A 19634-nucleotide genomic window follows, 5' to 3' on the forward strand; every position below is an offset into this window, starting at 1 on the left:
TGAACCCCCGTGGTTGAACTACTCGTATCGCAGCGCACTCATGGGATCGATCCTCGACGCGCGCATGGCCGGAATGAATCCCGCGCCCATGGCCACCAGGGCGAGGGCGACGGTGGAGACGCCGATCACCAGGGGATCGTATCCGGTCATCTCGAACAGCAACGACTCGGCCAGTCGGCCGACGCCGATCGCCACCGCCAGTCCGATGACGCCGCCGATCATCGCCATGACGGCCACCTGCTTCATCACCATGCCGCGCACCGTGCCGCCGTTGGCGCCAAGCGCCATGCGCAGGCCGAACTCGCGCGTCCGCTGGGCCACCGTGAAGGCGAGCACGCCGTAGAGACCCACCGCCGCCAGCACCGTCGCGAGCGCCGCGAACGCGAACGACAGCGTGCTGATCAAGCGGTCCATGAACACGTTCTCCTGAATCTGCATGGCCATGGTCTTCAGGTCGTTGAGCGGCAACCCCGGGTCCAGCTGCTTCATCACCACGGGAATGCTGGCCACCAATTGCTCTGGCGGCAGGGCCGAGCGCACGTAGAAGTAGGCATAGCCCAGGCGCTCTTGCTGCCGGTAGGGCAAGTAGTACTGCGCCGGCACCACCCGCTTGACGTCGCTGTACTTCGCGTCGCGGGCAATGCCGACAATCTCGATGTCGAGCTTGGCGTTGGACCCGCCGATGCCGAAACGCTTGCCGATGGCGTTTTCGGGCAGGTTGAACTTGCGCAGGAAGGCCTGGTTGACGACCGCCACCTTCGGCGCACCGGCGGCATCCGATCGTGTAAATTCTCGCCCGGCCACGAGCAGTACCCCCATCGTCTTGAAGTAGCCGGGGCCGACGGCGTTGAAGGCACCCGTCGTATTGGTATCCGGACCCGCCTCGAAGCCTTCCACGATCAGGCTGCTGTTCCAGTTGTCGCCCGCGAGCACGGGGACGATGGCGGCGGTGACACCGGTGACGCCTGGCAAGGCGGCCAGCTCGTCCTCGGTGCGTTCGAACAGTTCGCGGGTGCGCTCGGTGGAGTACGAATTGAGTTCGGGCGCGATGCCGAACAACACGAGATGGTCGGTGTTGAGGCCAAGGTCAACCCGGCTGACATTGAACAGGCTCTTCGCGAACAAGCCCGCGGGCACGAGCAGCGCCATCGACATGGCGATCTGGACGGTGGCCAGCGTCATGCGGAAACGGCGCGCGGCCTTGGCGCCGCCGGGCTGGCCCGCCTGGTTCTTGAGCGTCGAGGCGAGGTCAGGCCGGGTACTGTGCAGTGCCGGAAAAACGCCGAACAAAAGGCCGGTACCGAGGGCCGTGATCCCCGCGAAGCCGAGCATGGCCGGGTCCATCTTGAACGCCACGAGGGCCGCTGCCTCGGCGGGAACGATCGAGGCAATCACGTCGAGCGTCCACTTGGCGACCAACAGCCCGCCAAGAGCGCCCATGGCCGCGAGCAGTACCGATTCGGTCAGCAACTGCGTGATGAGCTGCCGGCGGTTGGCGCCGATCGACAATCGCACGGCCATCTCCGCCGCCCGGCCGGCGCCGCGTGCCAGCAGCAGGTTGGCGATGTTCGCGCAGGCGATCAGCAGCACGGTGCCGGTCACGGCGAACAGGATGGTCAGGGGCGCGCGCGCTTCGGTGTGCACGCTGCTCTGCCCGCGCTGGCCAGGTGCCAGCACGATGGCTTTCGCCCTGAAGCGCTCCATGGTCTGGTCGCTCATCCCTTTCTGCAACGGCACTTCGACGTCGAGGATGATCGACTTGTAGGGCCCGTTAATGGCCGTCGTCGCCTGCTCAATCGAGACGTTGGGTCTTAGACGCGCGAAGGCATAGACCCAGTAGTTGCGCCGGTTCTCGAAGCCGTCGAAGCCCGGCTGCATGACGGCGCGCATTGAGATCGGGACGAAGAGGTCGGGAACCTCGCCGAGGGTGGTGCCCTTGAACCCGGCCGGCGCCACGCCAATCACCGTGAGGGCCTGGCCGTTGACGATCAGGGTTTCGTTGAGGACCGCCGGGTTCAGCTGGAACCGCGTGCGCCAGTAGTCGTGGCTGAGCACGGTGACGAAGTGGCCGCCAATGGTCCGGTCGTCGTCCGGCGTGAACAGACGTCCCAGGGCCGGGTTGAGACCCAGCACCGGAAAGTAACTGCCCGAGACCAGCAGGCCGTCACCGCCCAGGGTCGTCCCCTGGTAGCCGACGCTGATGCCGGCGCCGCGATGGGCGGCAATTCCCGTAAAGGAGTCCTGGACACGCTCGAGATCCCGGAACATCGGGTAGCTCATCACGTCGTCACAGGGCCCCGCCTGGCCGCACGAGTTCGAGCCCGGCTTGGGACCGGGAGCGCTGATGTTGACGAGTGCGGCCGGTTCGGCGACCGGCAGCGGCCGCATCAGCATCTGGTCGAACAGAGAAAAGATGGCCGAATTGGCGCCAATGCCGAGGGCCAGCGACAGAATGGCCACCGCGGTGACAAAGGGGGTCTTGAACAGCGTACGCAGGGCCAGGCGGAAATTGGGCATGACAGGGTGTTGGACGGATGTCGGAGCCGGAAGGTTTGGAAGGATCTACAGGAGAATAGGAGGTCAGGAGTTAACCCTTTACCTCTTGAGCCCCTGTCAACCATGCCCATCGACTACGACGACCGGATTTTCACCTCAGTTACCAACTCGGCGACCGGGGATGTCGGCAGTGAGACCAGGTTCCACTACCACCATCTTGCTGACGTCGTGTGGGCGACCTACCAGGGCGGCGCGGTCGCGTTCGGCACCCTGATCGCGCAGGTTCAGAAGGACGGTTCGCTCGATATGCGCTACCAGCACGTGACGTCCGACGGCGCCATCAAGGCTGGCAAATGCCAATCGCGACCGGAGATCCTCGTGGACGGCCGTATTCGCCTGCACGAACAATGGCAATGGACCGAGGGCGGCACCGAAGCCGGCGAGTCGATTGTCGAGGAGATGCCGTGACCCGTTACTGGCTGATGAAGTGCGAGCCGAGCGCCTACACCATCGCGGATCTCGAACGCGACGGCAAGACCGGGTGGGAGGGCGTCCGTAACTACCAGGCCCGCAACTTCATGCGCGACGACATGCAGGTGGGCGACGGCGTGCTGTTCTACGCGTCCAATGCCGATCCGTCCGGCGTCGCCGGGTTGGCGACCATCTCGCGGACGGGCTATCCCGACCCGTTCGCCTCACGGAAAGGCCACGACTACTACGACCCAAAGCACACCGCCGACCAGCCGATCTGGTTCAGCGTGGAGATCGCCTTCGTCGAGCGGTTCAAGGAAGTGCTGCCGTTGACCATGCTGAAGCAGGTCAAGGGGCTGCAGAAGATGATGGTGAACCAGAAAGGCAGCCGGCTGTCGGTGCAGCCGGTCACCCAGAAGGAATATGAGATCGTCTGTCGTTTAGCGCGTCATTGAGCGCTCAGCCTTGCCCGAGTAGTTGATGAACACGGTCTTCAACTCGGTGAAGAAGTTCAGGCCTTCCTCGGCCATCTCGCGCTCGCCGACGCCGGTCGACTTGGTGCCGCCAAACGGCAGCTGCGCCTCGCCGCCGACGGTGGGTTCGTTGACGTGGACCATGCCGGTCTCCACTTCGTCCACGAACCTCATCACCGCGGTGATGTTCTCCGTGAAGATCGACGTCGTCAAACCGTACTCGACCGCGTTGGCGAAGCGCAACGCTTCCTCGAGCGACGAGGCGGTCGCGACCGACAGCACCGGTCCGAAGATCTCCTCCTTGAAGATGCGCATGGACGGCGAGACGCCATCGAAAATGGTCGGCTCGACGAAGTATCCGTGGCTGAGCGACTCGGGCCGCGTGCCGCCGGTCAGCAGGCGCGCGCCTTCGCCCTGGCCGACCTTGATGTAGTCCATCACCGTCTGCCACTGGCTGTCGCCGACTGACGGCCCCATGTCAGACGCGTCGTCCAGGCCCGGGCCAAGCTTCATCTTCTGCGCCGCCGCCACCAGCCGTTCGACCAGCGCGTCCTTGACGTCGGGATGGACAATCACGCGTGAGGTCGCCGTGCAGCGCTGCCCGGTGGAACCGAAGGCGCCGCCGTGAATGGCGATGGCGGCCTTGTCGAGATCGGCGTCGGGCATGACGATGACGGCGTTCTTGCCGCCCATTTCGCAGGTCACCTTCGCGCCGCGCTGGGCACACTTCACGTACAGGGCGCCGCCGATGCGATTCGAACCGGTAAACGAGATGGCGCGCAGCTCCGGGGCCTGCACCATCGCTTCGCCAACCTCGGCGCCGGTTCCGACCAACATGTTGAAGACGCCGGGCGGCAGTCCCGCCTCATCGTAGATCTCGGCCAAAAGCGCCGAGGTCGCCGGCGTGAGCTCGGCCGGCTTGAAGACCACGCAGTTGCCGGCGACGATGGCCGGGGCGCTCTTCCACACCGGGATGGCCCACGGGAAATTCCAGGGCGCGATCAGGCCGACCACGCCCAGGGGTTGCCGGAGGGTGTAGGTGAAGGTGTCGCGTGATTCGGACGGCAGCGTCTTGCCGTGCATCCGGAAGCCCTCGCCGGCGTAGTACTCGAGCAGCGAGATGCCCTTCAGCGTTTCGCCACGCGCCTCTTTCAGGATCTTGCCTTCCTCGCGGGTCAGGGTGCGGGCGATCTCGTCGACGCGCCGGCGCGCGATGTCGGCGGCCCGCCACAGCACGCGGCCACGCTCCGGCCCCGGCGTCTTCTTCCACGCCGGCCAGGCCGCCACCGCCGCATCAATGGCCAGCCGCACGTCGGCGGCCGTCGCCAGCGGGTACTCGGCGATCACGTCGCTGGTGTCGGCCGGGTTGATATTCTTCGTGGTCCCGCTCGAAGCCGGGTGATACCACTTGCCGTTGACGTAAGAGCCGGTGTTCATGACTGGGCCATCTTATCCGGATGTGTCTCGAAACAGGAGATCAGGAGAGAAGGAACAAGAACAATTTAAGCTCCTCAGCGCCTTGTCTCCTCTCTGTTCGGCTTGAGAAGCCGGTGGAGTCGAACGAGTTCATGATCGGCGGTTTCGCATCAGCGCCAGGTAGGTCACGCCGCTTAGCGCGAAGGTCACAAACCAGGCATAGGTGTAGAGGTGATCGAAGAACGTGGGGTCCGGCACGGCGCCGCCGGGCGTGATGGCGGCGCGCACGAGGCCGGGAGTCACCGGCAAGATCGAGAGAACCAGAGCGATCATTGCCATCGGATTGACACCGTTGGAATACGAGTAGCGCCCGCGGAGGTCGAACAGCGCAGGCAGCGATAGTTCCTGCTTCCGCAGGATCCAGTAATCGGCGATCAGAATGCCGCCGATGGCGCCCATCAGGCTCGAGTAGCCGATCAGCCAGGTGAAGATGTACGCCGCCGCGTCCGCATACAGCTTCCACGGCATCATCAGGATGCCGATGACGGCCGTGATCAGCCCGCCAGTGACATAGCTGATCCGCTTGGGCGCCAGGCTCGAGAAATCGTTGGCCGGCGACACGACGTTGGCCGCCATGTTGGTGGTGACTTGCGCGGCCAGGATCACCAGGGCGCCGAAGATCACCACCGCGGGGCTGCCGATGCGGGCAATCAGCACAACCGGATCCCACACGGCCTCGCCGAAGATCACGATCGTGGCGCTCGTCACCGCCACTCCCAGGAAGGCAAACGCCGTCATCGTGAGCGGCAGGCCCAGCGCCTGGCCGAGCGCTTGCGATCGCTGGCTCTTCGCGTAGCGCGTGAAGTCGGGAATGTTCAGGCTAAGCGTCGCCCAGTAGCCCACGTTGGCAGTGAGCGCCGCGGGAAACAGCGTCCAGAACGGCGTGCTGCCCTGTTGCAGCTTCGGCGACTCCGACAGGATGTGCATCAGGCCGCCGCCGTTGGCAACCGCCCACCACAACAGCAGCAATCCGCCGCCGAGCAGCAGCGGCGCCGCCCACGCTTCCAGCACCTTGATGCCTTCGAGTCCACGAATGATGATGGCGACCTGCAGCAGCCAGAACGCGGCAAACGCGATCCAGATGCCGCCGGTAATGCCGGCCCAGCCGGGCCACGCCGCCGTCAACAGGGCCTGCAGCGCCAGCGCGCCAATCCAGGTCTGGATGCCGAACCAGCCGCACGCGACGATCGCCCGCAGCACCGCCGGCACGTTCGCGCCCTTCACGCCGAACGCGGCGCGGCACAAGACCGGGAACGACACGCCGTACTTCGTGCCGGCATGCGCGTTCAGGATCATCGGGATGAGGACGACGAGGTTGCCGAGCAGGATGGTGACGAGCGCCTGCCACCACGTCATGCCCTGCTGCATCAGGCCTGAGGCCAGGGTGTAGGTGGTGATCACCACGCTCATCCCGATCCAGAGCGCGGCGATGTGATACGTGGACCAGGTGCGGCTGGCGAGCGACGTCGGTGCGAGGTCGGGATTCCACAGCGGGCTGCCGGAGACGTCCTCCGTCAACTCGACAAAATCGGGACTGGTGGAGGCAACCCCACCGGTGGAGGCAACCCCTTCTTGGGGTTGCCTGTCGGCCGCCCTCAACTCGCATACCCCTCGGCGTCATGCCCGCCGTGGTACTCCTTGCCGTCGGGCCGGCGGATCTTCGAATGCACCACCACGTTGCCACGACGCAGGCCACGGAAGTCCTCGAGCGAGGCGTAGCTGCGCTTCTCCATGAACTGCTGCATGCCGTCGATCAGATTCTTGATCACGGTCGGGCCGATCGCGCGATCGAGCATCGCCGCGGTGCAGACCTGCACGGTGCCGCAGCCCAATAGGAAATAGTTCAGGGCGTGCCCGAAATCGGCAATCCCGCCGATGCCCGAGAAGGCCTGGTCGGGGAACGCGTTGGTGAGCGACGCCATCTTCGCGAGCGACTGCGGCAGAATCGCCGGACCGCCCAGCCCGCCGCTCGACACCAGCCCATCCACGTTCATCTCGAACTCCATCGTCTCCGGATCGATCAACGGCAGCGACGGGAAGGTGTTGGACGAGACGATCGCGTCGGCGCCGCCGCGGAACGCTGCGCTCGCTTCTTCGACAATGTCGGTGGTGGACGGGGTCAGCTTGCACCACACCGGGATCGTCGCGACCTCTTTCACGACCTCGGTGACGATCGAGACCTGCGCCTGGTCCTTGCCGATGTTCGAGCCCATGTCCTTGCGGTCCATGTGCGGGCACGACAGGTTCAACTCGAAGGCATCGGCGCCGGCCGCCTGGCAGGCCTTCGCGAGCGTCTGCCAGTGCGCCAGCTCGGTGTCGCTGCCCGACCCGGCCATGATTGACGCCACCAGGATGCGGTCGGGATGCGCCTTCTTGATGCTCTCGATTTTCGGCACCCACCAGTCGAGCGTCTTGTCGGAAATGAGCTCCCAGTTCCACGACGAGTGCAGTGCCGTGTCGGGCTTCTTCTGCATCGACAGCTTGCCGTCGAGCGTCGAACGCAGGAACTTGGTCTTCGGCCCGGCCACGTTGGTGACCGGATGCAGGCCGATGGTCTTGGTGACGACGCCGCCCCAGCCGGCGTCGAAGGCGCGCATGATGTTCGATTCCGACTCGGTCGGCGGCGCCGACGAGAGCAGGAACGGGTTGGTGAACTTCAGGCCCGTGAACGTAACCGAGATGGCCGGCTTCATGGCTTACCGTCCTTCACCACGGGCCCGTAGGTCCGGGGAATAGGTGTGTCGAGCGCATCCCACTGGTACGCGCGCTCGACCCGGCTGCGGAGCTCCCGCATGAGCGCACCGCCGTTGTCGCCGTTCGTCATCATGACAATACCGTAGCCCTTCAGGCGATGGGCGAGCATCGCGCACTGGAATCCCCAGTTGCTGCCGCTATGACCAAAGTACCAGCCCTCGCCTCGCTTCTCCACCGAGAATCCCACCGCGTACGGTCCGACGCCCACGGGCGTGACCATCTCCAGCATCATCGCGCGCGACAACACTCGGGTGGACTGCCCGGCCAGGGTCGCCTGCACTTCGATCAGGAACTTCGCAAGGTCGGTGGGCGTCGTCCACAGTCCGGCCGCCGCGTGCTCGGGATAGACGTGCCACGGGTCGCCCATCCGCGCGCCCTGGCGATTGTGCGCGCGGGCCGCCTGCGTTTCGCGAGCCGCCGGCAGCGGCTGCTCGAACGTGCTGTTGGTCATGCCAATCGGATTCAAGACCCAGTCGCGAGCCAGTTCCACTAGCGGCTTGTCCATGGCCTCGGTCAAGGCCAACTCCTGCATCGTCACCCCGCCACCGGAGTACTTGTAGCCGGTGAACGGCGGGCGCTCGAGCCTGACCTGCGGACGATTCGACGGCGACTGCCCATCGAGGATCTGCACCAGCGTTGGGATCGGTGCGCTGAGGGCGTAACCGGGGAATCCGAATCCATCACCGGTTCCTGACGTGTGGCTCATCAGCGCGCGCGGGGTGACCGGCCGCTGCTTCGTGAACTCGCCGCCCGGCAGTTGCCACGACTTCAGGATGGTGTTGATGTCTTGATCGAGCCCAAACCGGCCGTCCTGCACCGCCCGCATCGACGCCATCGCGGCCACCGGCTTGCTGATCGACGCGGCTTGAAACATGGTGTCGGCCGTCACGGGAGTGCCGGTGTCGGCATCCGCACGTCCATAGCCCCTGGCCCAGTGGATCTTGAAGTCCTGGATCACGGCGATGCTGACGCCGGGGACATTGAACTGCTTCAACAGCGCGTCGATCTCGGCGGCATCGATCGGCCCAGCCGGCGGCGGCGGGGTGGGAGCTGTGGCCGGCGTCTGGGCGGCGACCAGGCTCGAGGCAAGCAGCAGGGTGACCAGCCATCCGCAGGCGACGCTTCTTGATTGGGCCATGTGAAAACCTCGTGTCTGGAGCTGTTCTTCGCAGGCCTATTCTACTGCCGCCGCCGTTCGACTAGGATCGGGCGTCATGAGCCTCCTGATTAAGCACGGCACCATCGTCACCGCCACCGACCAATACGTGGGCGACGTCTTCATCGAGGGCGAGAAAATCACCACGATTGGCACGGCCTTGACCATGCCAGCTGACCGCGTCATCGATGCCAGGGGCAAGTACGTGTTGCCGGGCGGCATTGATGTGCACACGCACATGGACATGCCGTTTGGCGGCACGACCTCGGCTGACGACTTCGAGTCGGGCACCATCGCCGCCGCCTTCGGCGGCACCACGACCATCGTCGATTTTGCGATTCAGTATCGCGGCGAGCGCCTGCACGATGCCTTCGAAACCTGGTCGAAGAAGGCGCAAGGCAAGGCGGCGATCGATTACGGCTTCCACATGATCATCACGGAGCTGAGCGATCAGGTCGAAGAAGAGATGGACGCGATGGTCCGCCAGGGCGTCAGCTCGTTCAAGCTGTTCATGGCCTATCCCGGCGTGTTCATGCTGGACGATGCGAGCATCTTTCGGGCGATGCTGCGCACTGGCAAGAACGGCGGCACCATCTGCATGCACGCCGAGAACGGCGGCGTGATCGACGTGCTGGTGAAGAAGGCGCTGGCCGAGGGCAAGACGGCGCCGAAGTATCACGCGCTCACGAGGCCGGCGCGCGCCGAGGGCGAAGCCGCCCACCGCGCCATCGCACTGGCGGAGATCGCCGACGTCCCGGTCTACATCGTCCACCTGTCATCGGCCGAGGCGCTGGAACAGGTCACCGAGGCCCGCGATCGTGGCCTGCCGGCATTTGCTGAAACGTGTCCCCAGTATCTGTTCCTGTCGTACGACAACTACGAAGAGCCGGGGTTCGAGGGATCGAAGTACGTGATGAGCCCGCCGCTGCGCGACAAGTCCACGCAGGACCGGTTGTGGCGCGGGCTCGCGTTCAACGATCTGCAGGCGATTGCCACCGACCACTGCCCGTTCTGCATGAAAGAGAAGCATTTGGGCGACGGCGACTTCTCGAAGATTCCCAATGGCGCCCCTGGCGTGGAAACCCGCATGAGCCTGGTCTACGACGGCGGCGTGCGCACCGGCCGGATCACGATGAACCGCTTCGTCGAGCTCACGTCCACGTCGCCCGCCAAGATCTTCGGCATGTTCCCAAAGAAAGGCACCATCGCGCCCGGGTCCGACGCTGACATCGTGATCTTCGATCCCGAAAAGACGACGACGCTCTCCGCGAAGACTCATCACATGAAGGTCGACTACAACCCATACGAAGGACGGCAGGTCACCGGCGTGACCGAAACCGTCCTCTCTCGCGGCAAGGTGATCATCGACGCGGGGAAGTTCACCGGCAGGGCGGGCGCCGGCGCGTTCCTGAAGCGCAGCGCCCGCAGCATCTGATGTGGCATCCGCCTTTAGGCGGATATGCACGCTCCGGCTAACCGCCTCCGCCAAGGCTACGGCGGGTCAAGAAGCCGGAGACAGAAGACGGAAACCTGCCAGTCGCTGTTCCACATCGTAAGAACCGATGAATTTAAGGCGGCGATTGGACCGGAGCGCCCCGGCCACCGTTGATGAGTTAGCATTCCAGCGTGAGCAACGGGACCGAGACGCGTGGATTGGCACTGGTGCTGAGCGGCGGCGGCGCGCGCGCCGCCTATCAAGTGGGCGTGCTGCGCGTGCTGGCGCGCGACTGTCCAGGGGCGGTGCCCGACATCCTGACCGGCGTCTCGGCCGGCGGCATCAACGCGGCATTTCTCGCCACGCACCAGGCGTCGTTCGACGACAAGGTCGAACAACTGGCGCAAATGTGGGCCCGTCTCCGTATCGACAGCGTGTTTCGTGTCGACCTGCGCGACCTGGCGTCGCGCACCGTGCGATGGGGCGGGCGCTTGTTGTCGGGCGGACAGTCGCCGCTGCCGCCGGCCAAGAGCTTCGTCGACACGGTGCCGCTGCGCGAGATGCTCGAACGCGAATTGCAGGCGGATGGCGGGCTCCTGGGCGGCATCCCCAGGAGCTTGCAGGACGGCTGGCTGCGCTCGTTTGCGCTGACCGCGTCGAGCTACACCACCGGCCAGTCGATCACGTGGGTCCAGACGCGAGACGAGGAGTTGATTCCCACGTGGGAACGGCCGCAACGCCGCAGCGAGATCTGCGCGGTTCGGGTGGACCACGTCATGGCCTCCGCGGCGCTGCCCTTCTTCTTCCCCGCCATCGAGGTGGACGGCGGCTGGTACGGCGACGGCGGCATCCGGCTGACCGCGCCGCTTTCGCCGGCCATTCACCTCGGCGCCAGGAAGATCCTGGCGGTGTCGACCCGCTATGCCAGCACCACTCGCGAGGCCGACCGGCCGCAGATCGCCGGCTACCCGCCGCCGGCGCAGGTGGCGGGCGTGCTGTTCAACGCAATCTTCCTCGACCAGCTGGACGGCGATGCCTTGCAGTTGCGGCAGCTCAATCAGCTGATCGACGGCCAGCCCGAGGACAAGCGCAACGGCTTGCGCCACATCGACCTGTTCGTGGTGAGGCCGTCGCAGGACCTGGGCCGGCTCGCCAACGAGTACGAGGCCGACCTCCCGAAGGCGTTCCGCTTCCTGACGCGGGGCTTGGGCACGCGCGAAACGCGCTCGAACGACATGCTCAGCCTGGTGATGTTCCAGCCCGACTACATCGAGCGCTTGATCACCATGGGCGAGACCGATGCCCGGGCCCGGCTGCCCGAGCTATGCGCGTTCCTCGCCGGCTAGCTGTGGCGTCCGCCGGGATTACTTCAGCGTCGGGCCGAACCTGAACACCAGGTAGCTGATCGGTCCGTCGAGCTCGCTGAAGCCGTGCGGCGTGCCGGCGGGGATGACGATCACGTCGCCCGGCTTGACGCGCTGACTGACGCCGCCCTGCCGCGTGCCGTTCTGGCCCATGCCGACGTTCAGGCGCGTGAGGTCGATCGGCTTGGCGCCGACCAGCGAGCCGCCGGTAGCCAACGTGCCCGATCCCGACAGGATGTAGTAGGTCTCGGTCACCGTGTCGTGAATCAGCGACGTGACCTCCGGCTTGACGCGGTGCAGCGTGGCCACCGAGGTCAGGCCACCGAGCACCTCCCCCGACTTGATCGGCTGATCGACCACCCTCTTGGCAATCTGTTCGGCGAGCACCTTTTCGTGTTCTTCCCTGCTGATGTAGATGGCGGGCACGGGGAGCGGCGGCGCCTGGGCCGCTGCCGGGGAATCGACGCTCAAGACGAGGGCGAGGGCGGTGAGTGTGAGCATCCGCGCACTCTACCGTACGAAGAGGCGTCCACAACCGGCGCCGGCAGCCGATGCCGGGGTAGAATATGGCCATCCGGACGTGATCTCTACACCCGGGCTTGAACGGATCGCCCGTTTTCCAGCATTCTTCGTCTCGGCGGTCGATCGAGCACCGCGCGAAAGGATCAACCCGTGAAGCGCATCACTATCCTCGGCACCCTCGTCCTGCTCGGCGGCCTGTCGATGGCGGTCAAGGCAGCGCAGCAGGCGCCACCTCAGCCATCGGCCGACAACCTCACCGTTGAGAAGGTCAAAGACAACCTGTTCGTACTGCGGGGCGGCGGCGGCAACACCGCCGTGTTCGTCACGTCGGACGGCGTGACGTTGGTGGACACCAAGAACCCCGGTTGGGGCCAGCCGCTGCTCGACAAGGTCAAGACGCTGACCGACAAGCCGGTCACGCGCGTGATCAACACCCACACGCACTTCGACCACACCAGCGGCAACGTCGCCATGCCGGCCACGGTGGAAATCGTGGCCCACGAAATGACCTCGAAGAACCTGGCGGCCGGCAACCCCGTCACCGGGCTCGGCGCGACGCCGAACGTGTTCAAGGACAACCCCGGCAAGGGCCTGATCACGCGCACCTTTACCGACAAGCTGACCATTGGCTCAGGCGCCGATCAGATCAACCTGCACTTCTTCGGGCCCGCCCACACGGCCGGTGACGCGTTCGTCGAGTTCCCGGCCCTGCGCGTCATGCACACCGGCGATGCCTTCCCCAACAAGGGCCTGCCGATCATGGACAAGAGCAACGGCGGCTCGGGCGTTGAGTACGCCAACACGATCATGAAGGCCGTGAAGGGCGTGCCCAACGTGGACCTGATCATCAACGGCCACACCCCGGCCCAAACTACGCTGGCCGACATGCGGCAGTTCGCCGAATTCGTGGGCGAGTTCATTGCCACCGCACAGGCCGGCAAGAAGGCGGGCAAGACCGCCGACCAGGTGGCCAAGGAGTGGGTAACGCCGGCCAAGTACACCGGCTTCGCGGCCGCGCCGGCGTTCGAGCGCGTGCGCGCATATGTGCAAGTGATTTTCGACGAAACCAAGTAAATGAACGAATCCGACCTCCAGAAATTCGAGACGCTGCGCCTTCGCCCTCTCACGATCGACGACTTCGACGCGCTCGTGTCGCTGCAACTGAAGAGCTTTCCCGGCATGAAGCCGTGGCGGCGCGAGCAGATTGCCAGCCAGCTCGCGATTTTTCCCGAAGGCCAGAACGTCATCGAGATCGAAGGCCGCATCGTCGCGTCCTCGAGCAGCCTGATCGTCGACTCGGCCAGCCACGGCGACTGGCACGACTGGAAGCTCAGCACGGACGATGGCTTCATCCGCAATCACGAGGCCAAGGGCGACACCCTCTACGGCATCGAGATCATGGTCGACCCCGAGTTCCGGGGCATGAAGCTGTCACGGCGCCTCTACGACGCGCGCAAGCAGTTTGTCCGCGCCCACAACCTGACCGGCATCATCATTGGCGGCCGCATCGCCGGCTACGGCAAGCACGCCGACCAGATGTCGGCGCGCGACTACGTCGAGAAGGTGATCGACAAGTCGCTGATGGATCCGGTGCTGACGCCGCAGCTGTCCAACGGCTTCGTGCTGAAGGGCCTGATCCCGGACTACTTCCCGAGTGATTCGGAATCGCGGGGCTACGCCACGTTTCTCGAGTGGACCAACATCGAGTACGTGCCGGCCAACAAGCAGCAACTGCTGCGGCCGTCGAGCCTGGTGCGCCTGTCGGCGGTGCAGTACCAGATGCGGCGCATCGCCAACTTCGAGGAGTTCGCTACCCAGAGCGAGTTCTTCATCGACGTGGCCTCGGACTACAAGGCCGACTTCCTGCTGTTTCCCGAGCTGTTCACGACGCAGTTGCTGTCGACGATCAAGGCCGATCGGCCTGGGCAGTCGGCGCGCATGCTGGCCGACTTCACCAAGCAATACATCACGCTGTTCCGCGACCTGGCGATGAGTTATCACATCAACATCGTCGGCGGCACGCAGTTCGAGCTCGAGGGCGAGAAGCTCTACAACACCGCCTACCTGTTCCGCCGCGACGGCTCGATCGACAAGCAACGCAAGCTGCACATCACGCCGGACGAGCGCCGCTGGTGGGGCGTGCAGCCGGGCGACGGGCTGCGGACGTTCGAGACCGACCGCGGCCGCATCACCATCCTGGTCGGCTACGACGTCGAGTTTCCGGAGCTGGGGCGGATGGCGTTCGACCAGGGCGCGCAGATCGTGTTCGTGCCGATCAACACCGACGAGCGCCAGGCCTACCTGCGGGCGCGCTATTGCGCGCAGGCGCGCTGCATCGAGAACGCCTTTTACCTGGTCCTGTCGGGCTGCGTCGGCAACCTGCCCGAGGTCGAGCACGCCGACATTCACTACGCGCAGTCGGCGATTCTCACGCCCTCGGATTTCTTCTTCAGCCGGGACGGGATTGCCGCCGAGTGCGAGCCGAACATCGAGACGGTGATTTTCGCGGAACTGGACCTGGTGGCGCTCGATCGGCAGGTGCGCAAGGGCACCGCCCGGCACTGGGAGGATCGCCGCAAGGACCTGTACCGGCTCAACTACACGACCGCGAACGGCCCGAAGGACGTCTAACCGCTACAGCCGGCTGAGGAACGATCCGAAGCCGGTCGCCTGGCGCTTGACGTCGAGCTTGAACAAGGCGGCCGCGTTCTCGAAGAACATCAGGTCCTTGTCGCGGGCCGGCAGCTTCAGTTCTTCCATGAAGGCGAGGTACGACTCCATCGAGGCCAGCGGCCAGTCGGTGCCGTAGAGCACGCGGTTGGGATTGACCCCCCACAGGATCATCTCCTTCAACTGCTGCCGCATGTAGGCCTCGAAGCGATCGGTGAACTGGCCGAGGGTCAGTCCCGAGATGTCGGTATAGACGTTCTCGTTCTTGTAGACCACTTCCATGCAGTCGCGGAACCACGGGTTGCCGAGGTGGCAGATCAGGAACTTCACGCGCGGGAAGTCCACCGCCACTTCGTCGACATGCAGCGGATGCGCGTACTTGACCTTGCCGGTCGGCGCGTAGGTGTCGCCGGTGTGGATCATCACCGGCACGTCGAACTCCTCGGCCAGGAGGTACGCCGGAATGAGCTTCGGGTCAGCGGGATAGAACGGCTCGTAGCCCGGGTAGAGCTTGAGCGCCTTGATCGACCCAGCTTCGAGCAACGACCGCAGTTCCAGCAGGTCGGGCGCCCCGAAGGTCGCCCACGAGATCCCGGCAACGATGTGAATGTTCGGCAGGTGGCGGGTCGCCTCGACCACCGCGCGCGCCGACGGCCGCCCCGGCACGACCTTATAGGAGGTCAGGACCAGCGCCACGTCAACGCGGTTGCGCCGCATCACGGCCTGGAGTTTCTCGATGTCGGAAGAGAGCGACTCGACCGTCTCGTCGTGGTAGTTGTTGAGGTGCGTGTGGCAGTCGATAATCATCAGCTACTTACGAGTGTAGCGGTTGATGACCTTCTCCGCCCAATCGCGTCCCCCCAAACCGAACGCCAGCGCCGCGGCCAGGCACAGGGCCGCGAAGGCAATCTGGAACGCGGACACCAGCACGGCGGTTTGAATCGCCAGTTGCTCGGCGGCCATGAAGACCACGAACACCAGCAGCGCGTACCGCGCCAGGGCGCCGATGGGTTCGGCGGCCGCGGTGCCGATGTTACTGAGGTAGCTGTACACCAACCCACCCACAATGCGCGACAACAGCGACCCGAATACCAGGATGCCGACCGCGACGACCAGGTTGGGCACAAAATTGGCCAGGCGGCTCATCAGCACTTGGGCGGCCTGCAGGCCGAGCGCGTCGAGCAGCGCGATGAAGACCGCGGCCATGATCAGCCAGTAGAGCGCCCCGGCAATCAGGGTGACGGTCGTGTACTCGACGCCGCCCTGCACCAGGAAGTCGTCCAGGCCCGAACGCTCGGCCAGTTCGTCGACGTGGGCGGTCTTCATCACGCGAATGGCCACCTGGCGAATCAGTTTAGCGATCAGCCATCCCGCAACCAGGAGCAGCAGCGCCAGGCCCAGGTCCGGCAGGTGGGCCCAGATATTTCCCGCGGTGTTGCGTAGCGATTGCAGCAGTGTGCTCGATTCAAACATTCAAGGAGGCCTCTGCCGAGTCATCGTAGCGCAGACCGCGCACCTTTCCCATCCTCCGCAGGAGGGCCAGCAGCGGCAAGCCCAGCAGCGAGACCGCACTCATCACCAGGAACGCCGCCGGATACCCCTGCGCCGCGACGATGCGGCCGCTGGTAAAGGCCGACCACGACTCGCACGCGTTGGTAGCCGCCATGTAGGCGCTGAACTGGGTGGCGCCGAGGCGGGGGTCGGTCAGGTCCATGAACAACGCATACGACACGGCGGTGAAGAAACCCACGAAGAAGTACATCCCCGTGAGCAGGGCGATCAGCGTGCCCGCGCCGGCGCCGCCGCTGAGGTCGGCCAGCGCCAGCAGCACAATCATGACGACGAACCCGACCAGCGAGCCGGCGGCCGACGGCAACCGGCCCAGGCGATCCGACAGCATGCCGCCAACCAACCCGCCGGTGAGCATCGCACCGACGACGAGCAAGCCGAAGAAGATGCCGATCGTCCCGCTCGCGACGCCGCGGTCGACCAAAAAGGGACCGGCCAGCTGGCCCGTGGCCTCGAAGGCGGCGGCCGCCACCAGCGCGAAAGCCAGCCCGATCCAGGTGGTGCGCAACCGGATGGCCGCGGCCAGCGCGCCGAAGAAGGCGCCCGCGTCGGCCCGTCGCGGCGGCTCCGCCTCCCGCAGCATCAACGCCCCGGCGAGGGCCACGACAATCCAGGCCACGAGGGAACCGACGATCCACTCGCGGCCGAACCACGCGCCGACCAGCAGCACGCCGCCGCCAAACACGCTTCGGCCGGTCAGCATGCCGGCCTGCATGGCACCGTTCAGCCGCCCGCGCGCTTCGGGCGGCACCGCGCCAATGGCCAGCGCGTCGATTGCCACATCCTGGGTCGAGGCCGCGACGGCGTGCACCAGCAGCAGCATCCGCCACCAGCCGAAATCGGCGACCGGGTCCAGCCACACGAGCGGCACCAGCGCCGCGGCCATCAGCGTCTGCATGCTGAGGATCCAGGCGCGGTAGCCCCAGCGCCGGCTGCGCAGCAGATCAAGGAACGGCGCCCACAGGAACTTGAACATCCACGGCAGCAGCAGCACCGCCGTGAGCGAGGTGATCTGCTCGATCGGCACGTCGGCCGAACGCAGCAACGTGGGCAGCGCCCACCAGATGAAGCCAATGGGTGCGCCTTCGCTGGCGTAGAGCAGCGCAAAGATGGCAATGCGTCTATTCACGCGACGAACGGGATCATAGCGTCCTTGGGGCCACTGTGCCGGCGAATGCAGCTGTGCCGGAGTGGCCGCGCAGCAGACGCGGTCGCCGGGGCGGCCCCGGCGCCCGTCAGGGGTGGCGGCGCTATACTCAGTAGTGTGCGAGCCCACGAGTGGATCGACCGCCGGAGCCTGGCGCTGCACGACGCCGTAGCCGCCAAGCTGGAGGCACAGCCGGAGTTGCTGGAGTTGGCACGGGCGAATCTCCAACGTTGGCTCCGGGTCAACCCGGCCGCGGCGTTGTACGAGTGGGCACAGCTGCTCGACTCCCTGCCGGTGGCGGAGCTGGCCGGGCTGCTCCGCTCCGTCGATGAGCGGGCGACCCGGCTCCGGCAGTCCAGTCCGTTCGCCGGGTTCCTGACGGCACAGGAGCGACAAGCCATCCTCAACGATTATGAATCGCGCCGCCCTTGAACACATCGTGCGAGCCGCTGCGGCGGCGTGCGGCGAACGCGAGATCGTGATCATCGGGAGCCAAGCCGTGCTGGGGCAGTTTCCCGAGGCGCGCGAGAAGATGGCCGCTGCCAGCGTGCTGCGCGAACGACTGAAGGCACTTCCAGTGTCACCGGATCGGCTTGCGGTTATTCAGGCGCGACTGCGGATGGCGGAGGCGGCGGCGAACCCGAAGTCGGGACCTCGCGCCTGATCCATCGTTCAAGGTCGCCGGACGCGGCGATAGCGTGCGAGAATGCGACCCATGTTCAGGTTGCCGGCTGCCCTCCTCCTCCTGGTCGCGCTGTTCGCGGCTTCCCCTCACGCGCAGTCACCGGGCGCCATTGTCGCGGTCGGCGGCGGCGGCACGACGCCGGCGATCGTCGCCCGGACGCTCGAGTTGGCCGGCGGCAAGAAGGCGATCGTCGCCGTGCTGCCACAGGCGTCGGAGCTGCCGACTGCCGGTGACGGTTCGGTGAAGATGTGGACCGAGGCCGGTGCGAAGAGCGTCCGCGTGGTGTCGTTCGACAACCGCGACGCGGCGCGCACGATGTTGGGCGAGGCCACGCTGATCTGGATGCCGGGCGGCAGCCAGGGCCGGTTCATGGAGAAGATCGACGGCACCGGGCTCGCGGAACTGATTGTCGAGCGTCATCGGGCGGGCGCGGTCGTGGGTGGCACCAGTGCCGGCGCGGCCGTGCTGTCGGCCGAGATGATCACCGGCGACGCCGACCTCAAGGGCCTCAAGTCAGGCACCACCGTCCTCAAGAAAGGCTTGGGGCTGCTACCGGGCGTCCTCGTGGATCAGCATTTCCTTCAGCGCCAACGTGGCAACCGGCTGATCAGCGGCGTGCTGGATCACCCCACGCTCGTCGGCGTCGGCATAGACGAGGCGACGGCGGTCATCTTTCAGGGGACGATGATGCATGTCCTGGGAAAGAGCGGCGTGGTGGTGGTTGACCCGAGACCGGCCACGCGCGAGCCCTTCGCGACTGGGCAAGTCGTCGCGGCCACCGGCATCCGCCTGTCCGTGCTGCGCGAGGGAATGACGTACTCGCTCAAGTAAGCATCGGTTCAGCCGAAGGCGGCCCTCATGGAAGGGTCACGACACACCGCCGGTCGCCTGCCAATGTGAAAGTGGTGCCGCAGCTCGAGGTCACGCCCAGGCGGGGCAACCCAATAGTGACCGCGGCGCCGAGTTGCAGACACGCATGTCGTCCATCACTCGCACGCTGGTGGTGCAGGGCTGAGCGTTGCACAGCCGGATCATCATCCCCCTGCCTGAACCCGATCACGTCGGCGCTAACACTCGAGGCGGACAGCTCCACCACGTGACCTCGCTCGACATCCGCTGAACAGCGGGTCCCGGCGGCGCCGCAAGCAAGGCTGCTGGGACTGAGCGACGTGAGGCTGCCGACCCGCGCGCCGCTGCCGGCGACTCCGACCGTCAGTTGCGGCAGGCGGAAGTGCGCCGTGATGGTCGTGTCGTTCTCCAACGTCAGGCGGCACGTCATCGTCGTACCTGCCTGGCACCCATCGATGTGATCGATGAAGCTGCGCGCCTCGCCAGGCGACACAGTGGGGGCCGCCCTCACGGTCACCAAGAGCCGGGTGCCGCGCGGATATCTGCGGGTCATGCTGGCACCGCAGT

The 19634-nt window shown here is 65.7% G+C and carries 19 protein-coding genes; 9 read left to right on the plus strand and 10 right to left on the minus strand.

The window, feature by feature from the left end:
• Positions 1–18 precede the first annotated feature (18 nt).
• Entirely contained in the window at positions 19–2517 is a 2499-nt protein-coding gene (locus tag Q8T13_01040; GenBank protein ID MDP3716334.1) for an ABC transporter permease, read from the minus strand.
• A 102-nt stretch (positions 2518–2619) separates the two neighbouring features.
• Between Q8T13_01040 and Q8T13_01045 the strand changes: the two genes are divergently transcribed.
• Both Q8T13_01045 and Q8T13_01050 read left to right on the plus strand, forming a co-directional pair.
• On the plus strand, positions 2620–2964 hold the full coding sequence (locus Q8T13_01045; protein MDP3716335.1) for a n-acetylglutamate synthase: 345 nt from the start codon (positions 2620–2622) through the stop codon (positions 2962–2964).
• Positions 2961–3422 (plus strand): EVE domain-containing protein, encoded by a 462-nt coding sequence (locus Q8T13_01050; protein MDP3716336.1) that lies wholly within the window; start codon positions 2961–2963, stop codon positions 3420–3422. The genes Q8T13_01045 and Q8T13_01050 overlap by 4 nt, the downstream gene beginning before the upstream one ends.
• Here the strand turns inward: Q8T13_01050 and Q8T13_01055 are convergent.
• The 4 genes from Q8T13_01055 to Q8T13_01070 all read right to left on the minus strand — a co-directional run bounded on the left by Q8T13_01055 (position 3408) and on the right by Q8T13_01070 (position 8808).
• A complete protein-coding gene (locus Q8T13_01055; protein MDP3716337.1) occupies positions 3408–4877 on the minus strand; it encodes an aldehyde dehydrogenase family protein in 1470 nt (489 codons plus the stop codon). The two genes, Q8T13_01050 and Q8T13_01055, sit on opposite strands and share 15 nt — an antisense overlap.
• Positions 4878–5006: 129 nt before the next feature.
• A complete protein-coding gene (locus Q8T13_01060; GenBank protein ID MDP3716338.1) occupies positions 5007–6434 on the minus strand; it encodes an NCS1 family nucleobase:cation symporter-1 in 1428 nt (475 codons plus the stop codon).
• A gap of 77 nt (positions 6435–6511) precedes the next feature.
• On the minus strand, positions 6512–7609 hold the full coding sequence (locus Q8T13_01065; protein ID MDP3716339.1) for an NAD-dependent dihydropyrimidine dehydrogenase subunit PreA: 1098 nt from the start codon (positions 7607–7609) through the stop codon (positions 6512–6514).
• Positions 7606–8808: a serine hydrolase domain-containing protein gene (locus Q8T13_01070; GenBank protein MDP3716340.1), complete on the minus strand. Its 1203-nt coding sequence runs from the start codon at positions 8806–8808 to the stop codon at positions 7606–7608. The genes Q8T13_01065 and Q8T13_01070 overlap by 4 nt, the downstream gene beginning before the upstream one ends.
• 76 nt (positions 8809–8884) lie before the next feature.
• Here Q8T13_01070 and hydA point away from each other — a divergent pair, with 76 nt between their 5' ends.
• Entirely contained in the window at positions 8885–10261 is a 1377-nt protein-coding gene (gene hydA, locus Q8T13_01075) for a dihydropyrimidinase (GenBank protein ID MDP3716341.1), read from the plus strand.
• Positions 10262–10452: 191 nt separating this feature from the next.
• Complete coding sequence (locus Q8T13_01080; GenBank protein MDP3716342.1) at positions 10453–11607, plus strand: patatin-like phospholipase family protein; 1155 nt, start codon at positions 10453–10455, stop codon at positions 11605–11607.
• Positions 11608–11625: 18 nt separating this feature from the next.
• On the opposite strand, the gene Q8T13_01085 is transcribed toward Q8T13_01080, so the two are convergent.
• On the minus strand, positions 11626–12126 hold the full coding sequence (locus Q8T13_01085) for a hypothetical protein (protein ID MDP3716343.1): 501 nt from the start codon (positions 12124–12126) through the stop codon (positions 11626–11628).
• 171 nt (positions 12127–12297) lie between these two features.
• On the opposite strand from Q8T13_01085, the gene Q8T13_01090 reads away from it, so the two are divergent.
• Both Q8T13_01090 and Q8T13_01095 read left to right on the plus strand, forming a co-directional pair.
• Positions 12298–13221, plus strand: a complete 924-nt coding sequence (locus Q8T13_01090; protein ID MDP3716344.1) for an MBL fold metallo-hydrolase — start codon at positions 12298–12300, stop codon at positions 13219–13221.
• The gene (locus tag Q8T13_01095; protein MDP3716345.1) at positions 13222–14778 is read left to right on the plus strand and encodes a carbon-nitrogen hydrolase family protein; all 1557 of its coding nucleotides are present in this window, start codon (positions 13222–13224) and stop codon (positions 14776–14778) included. It begins immediately after the preceding gene.
• Between the two features lie 3 nt (positions 14779–14781).
• Here the strand turns inward: Q8T13_01095 and Q8T13_01100 are convergent, their stop codons facing one another.
• The 3 genes from Q8T13_01100 to Q8T13_01110 are packed head-to-tail and all read right to left on the minus strand — an operon-like array spanning position 14782 to position 17515.
• Entirely contained in the window at positions 14782–15624 is an 843-nt protein-coding gene (locus Q8T13_01100; protein ID MDP3716346.1) for an amidohydrolase family protein, read from the minus strand.
• A gap of 3 nt (positions 15625–15627) precedes the next feature.
• Complete coding sequence (locus Q8T13_01105) at positions 15628–16290, minus strand: hypothetical protein (protein ID MDP3716347.1); 663 nt, start codon at positions 16288–16290, stop codon at positions 15628–15630.
• Positions 16283–17515, minus strand: coding sequence for a hypothetical protein (locus tag Q8T13_01110; GenBank protein MDP3716348.1), 1233 nt, complete (start codon positions 17513–17515; stop codon positions 16283–16285). Before Q8T13_01110 ends, Q8T13_01105 begins: the two co-directional genes overlap by 8 nt.
• 135 nt (positions 17516–17650) lie before the next feature.
• Here Q8T13_01110 and Q8T13_01115 point away from each other — a divergent pair, with 135 nt between their 5' ends.
• From Q8T13_01115 to Q8T13_01125, 3 genes are read left to right on the plus strand one after another with little or no spacing between them, the layout of a single operon-like run.
• On the plus strand, positions 17651–17965 hold the full coding sequence (locus tag Q8T13_01115; protein MDP3716349.1) for a hypothetical protein: 315 nt from the start codon (positions 17651–17653) through the stop codon (positions 17963–17965).
• Positions 17946–18197, plus strand: coding sequence for a hypothetical protein (locus Q8T13_01120; protein MDP3716350.1), 252 nt, complete (start codon positions 17946–17948; stop codon positions 18195–18197). Before Q8T13_01115 ends, Q8T13_01120 begins: the two co-directional genes overlap by 20 nt.
• Positions 18198–18248: 51 nt before the next feature.
• Positions 18249–19049 (plus strand): cyanophycinase, encoded by an 801-nt coding sequence (locus tag Q8T13_01125; GenBank protein MDP3716351.1) that lies wholly within the window; start codon positions 18249–18251, stop codon positions 19047–19049.
• 25 nt (positions 19050–19074) lie between these two features.
• On the opposite strand, the gene Q8T13_01130 is transcribed toward Q8T13_01125, so the two are convergent.
• Positions 19075–19620 carry a hypothetical protein gene (locus Q8T13_01130; protein MDP3716352.1) on the minus strand — a complete coding sequence of 182 codons (546 nt, stop codon included), beginning with the start codon at positions 19618–19620 and terminating at the stop codon, positions 19075–19077.
• Between the last annotated feature and the right edge of the window lie 14 nt (positions 19621–19634).

Source organism: Acidobacteriota bacterium (genome assembly GCA_030697165.1).
In the GTDB taxonomy this organism is placed as follows: domain Bacteria; phylum Acidobacteriota; class Vicinamibacteria; order Vicinamibacterales; family UBA2999; genus 12-FULL-67-14b.

Coding starts and splice junctions, on each gene's coding strand:
- Q8T13_01120 (MDP3716350.1), top strand. CDS start 17,946: ATGAATCGCGCCGCCCTTGAACACATCGTGCGAGCCGCTGCGGCGGCG.
- Q8T13_01105 (MDP3716347.1), bottom strand. CDS start 16,290: ATGTTTGAATCGAGCACACTGCTGCAATCGCTACGCAACACCGCGGGA.
- hydA (MDP3716341.1), top strand. CDS start 8,885: ATGAGCCTCCTGATTAAGCACGGCACCATCGTCACCGCCACCGACCAA.
- Q8T13_01040 (MDP3716334.1), bottom strand. CDS start 2,517: ATGCCCAATTTCCGCCTGGCCCTGCGTACGCTGTTCAAGACCCCCTTT.
- Q8T13_01130 (MDP3716352.1), bottom strand. CDS start 19,620: ATGACCCGCAGATATCCGCGCGGCACCCGGCTCTTGGTGACCGTGAGG.
- Q8T13_01100 (MDP3716346.1), bottom strand. CDS start 15,624: ATGATTATCGACTGCCACACGCACCTCAACAACTACCACGACGAGACG.
- Q8T13_01085 (MDP3716343.1), bottom strand. CDS start 12,126: ATGCTCACACTCACCGCCCTCGCCCTCGTCTTGAGCGTCGATTCCCCG.
- Q8T13_01065 (MDP3716339.1), bottom strand. CDS start 7,609: ATGAAGCCGGCCATCTCGGTTACGTTCACGGGCCTGAAGTTCACCAAC.
- Q8T13_01125 (MDP3716351.1), top strand. CDS start 18,249: ATGTTCAGGTTGCCGGCTGCCCTCCTCCTCCTGGTCGCGCTGTTCGCG.
- Q8T13_01095 (MDP3716345.1), top strand. CDS start 13,222: ATGAACGAATCCGACCTCCAGAAATTCGAGACGCTGCGCCTTCGCCCT.
- Q8T13_01070 (MDP3716340.1), bottom strand. CDS start 8,808: ATGGCCCAATCAAGAAGCGTCGCCTGCGGATGGCTGGTCACCCTGCTG.
- Q8T13_01045 (MDP3716335.1), top strand. CDS start 2,620: ATGCCCATCGACTACGACGACCGGATTTTCACCTCAGTTACCAACTCG.
- Q8T13_01055 (MDP3716337.1), bottom strand. CDS start 4,877: ATGAACACCGGCTCTTACGTCAACGGCAAGTGGTATCACCCGGCTTCG.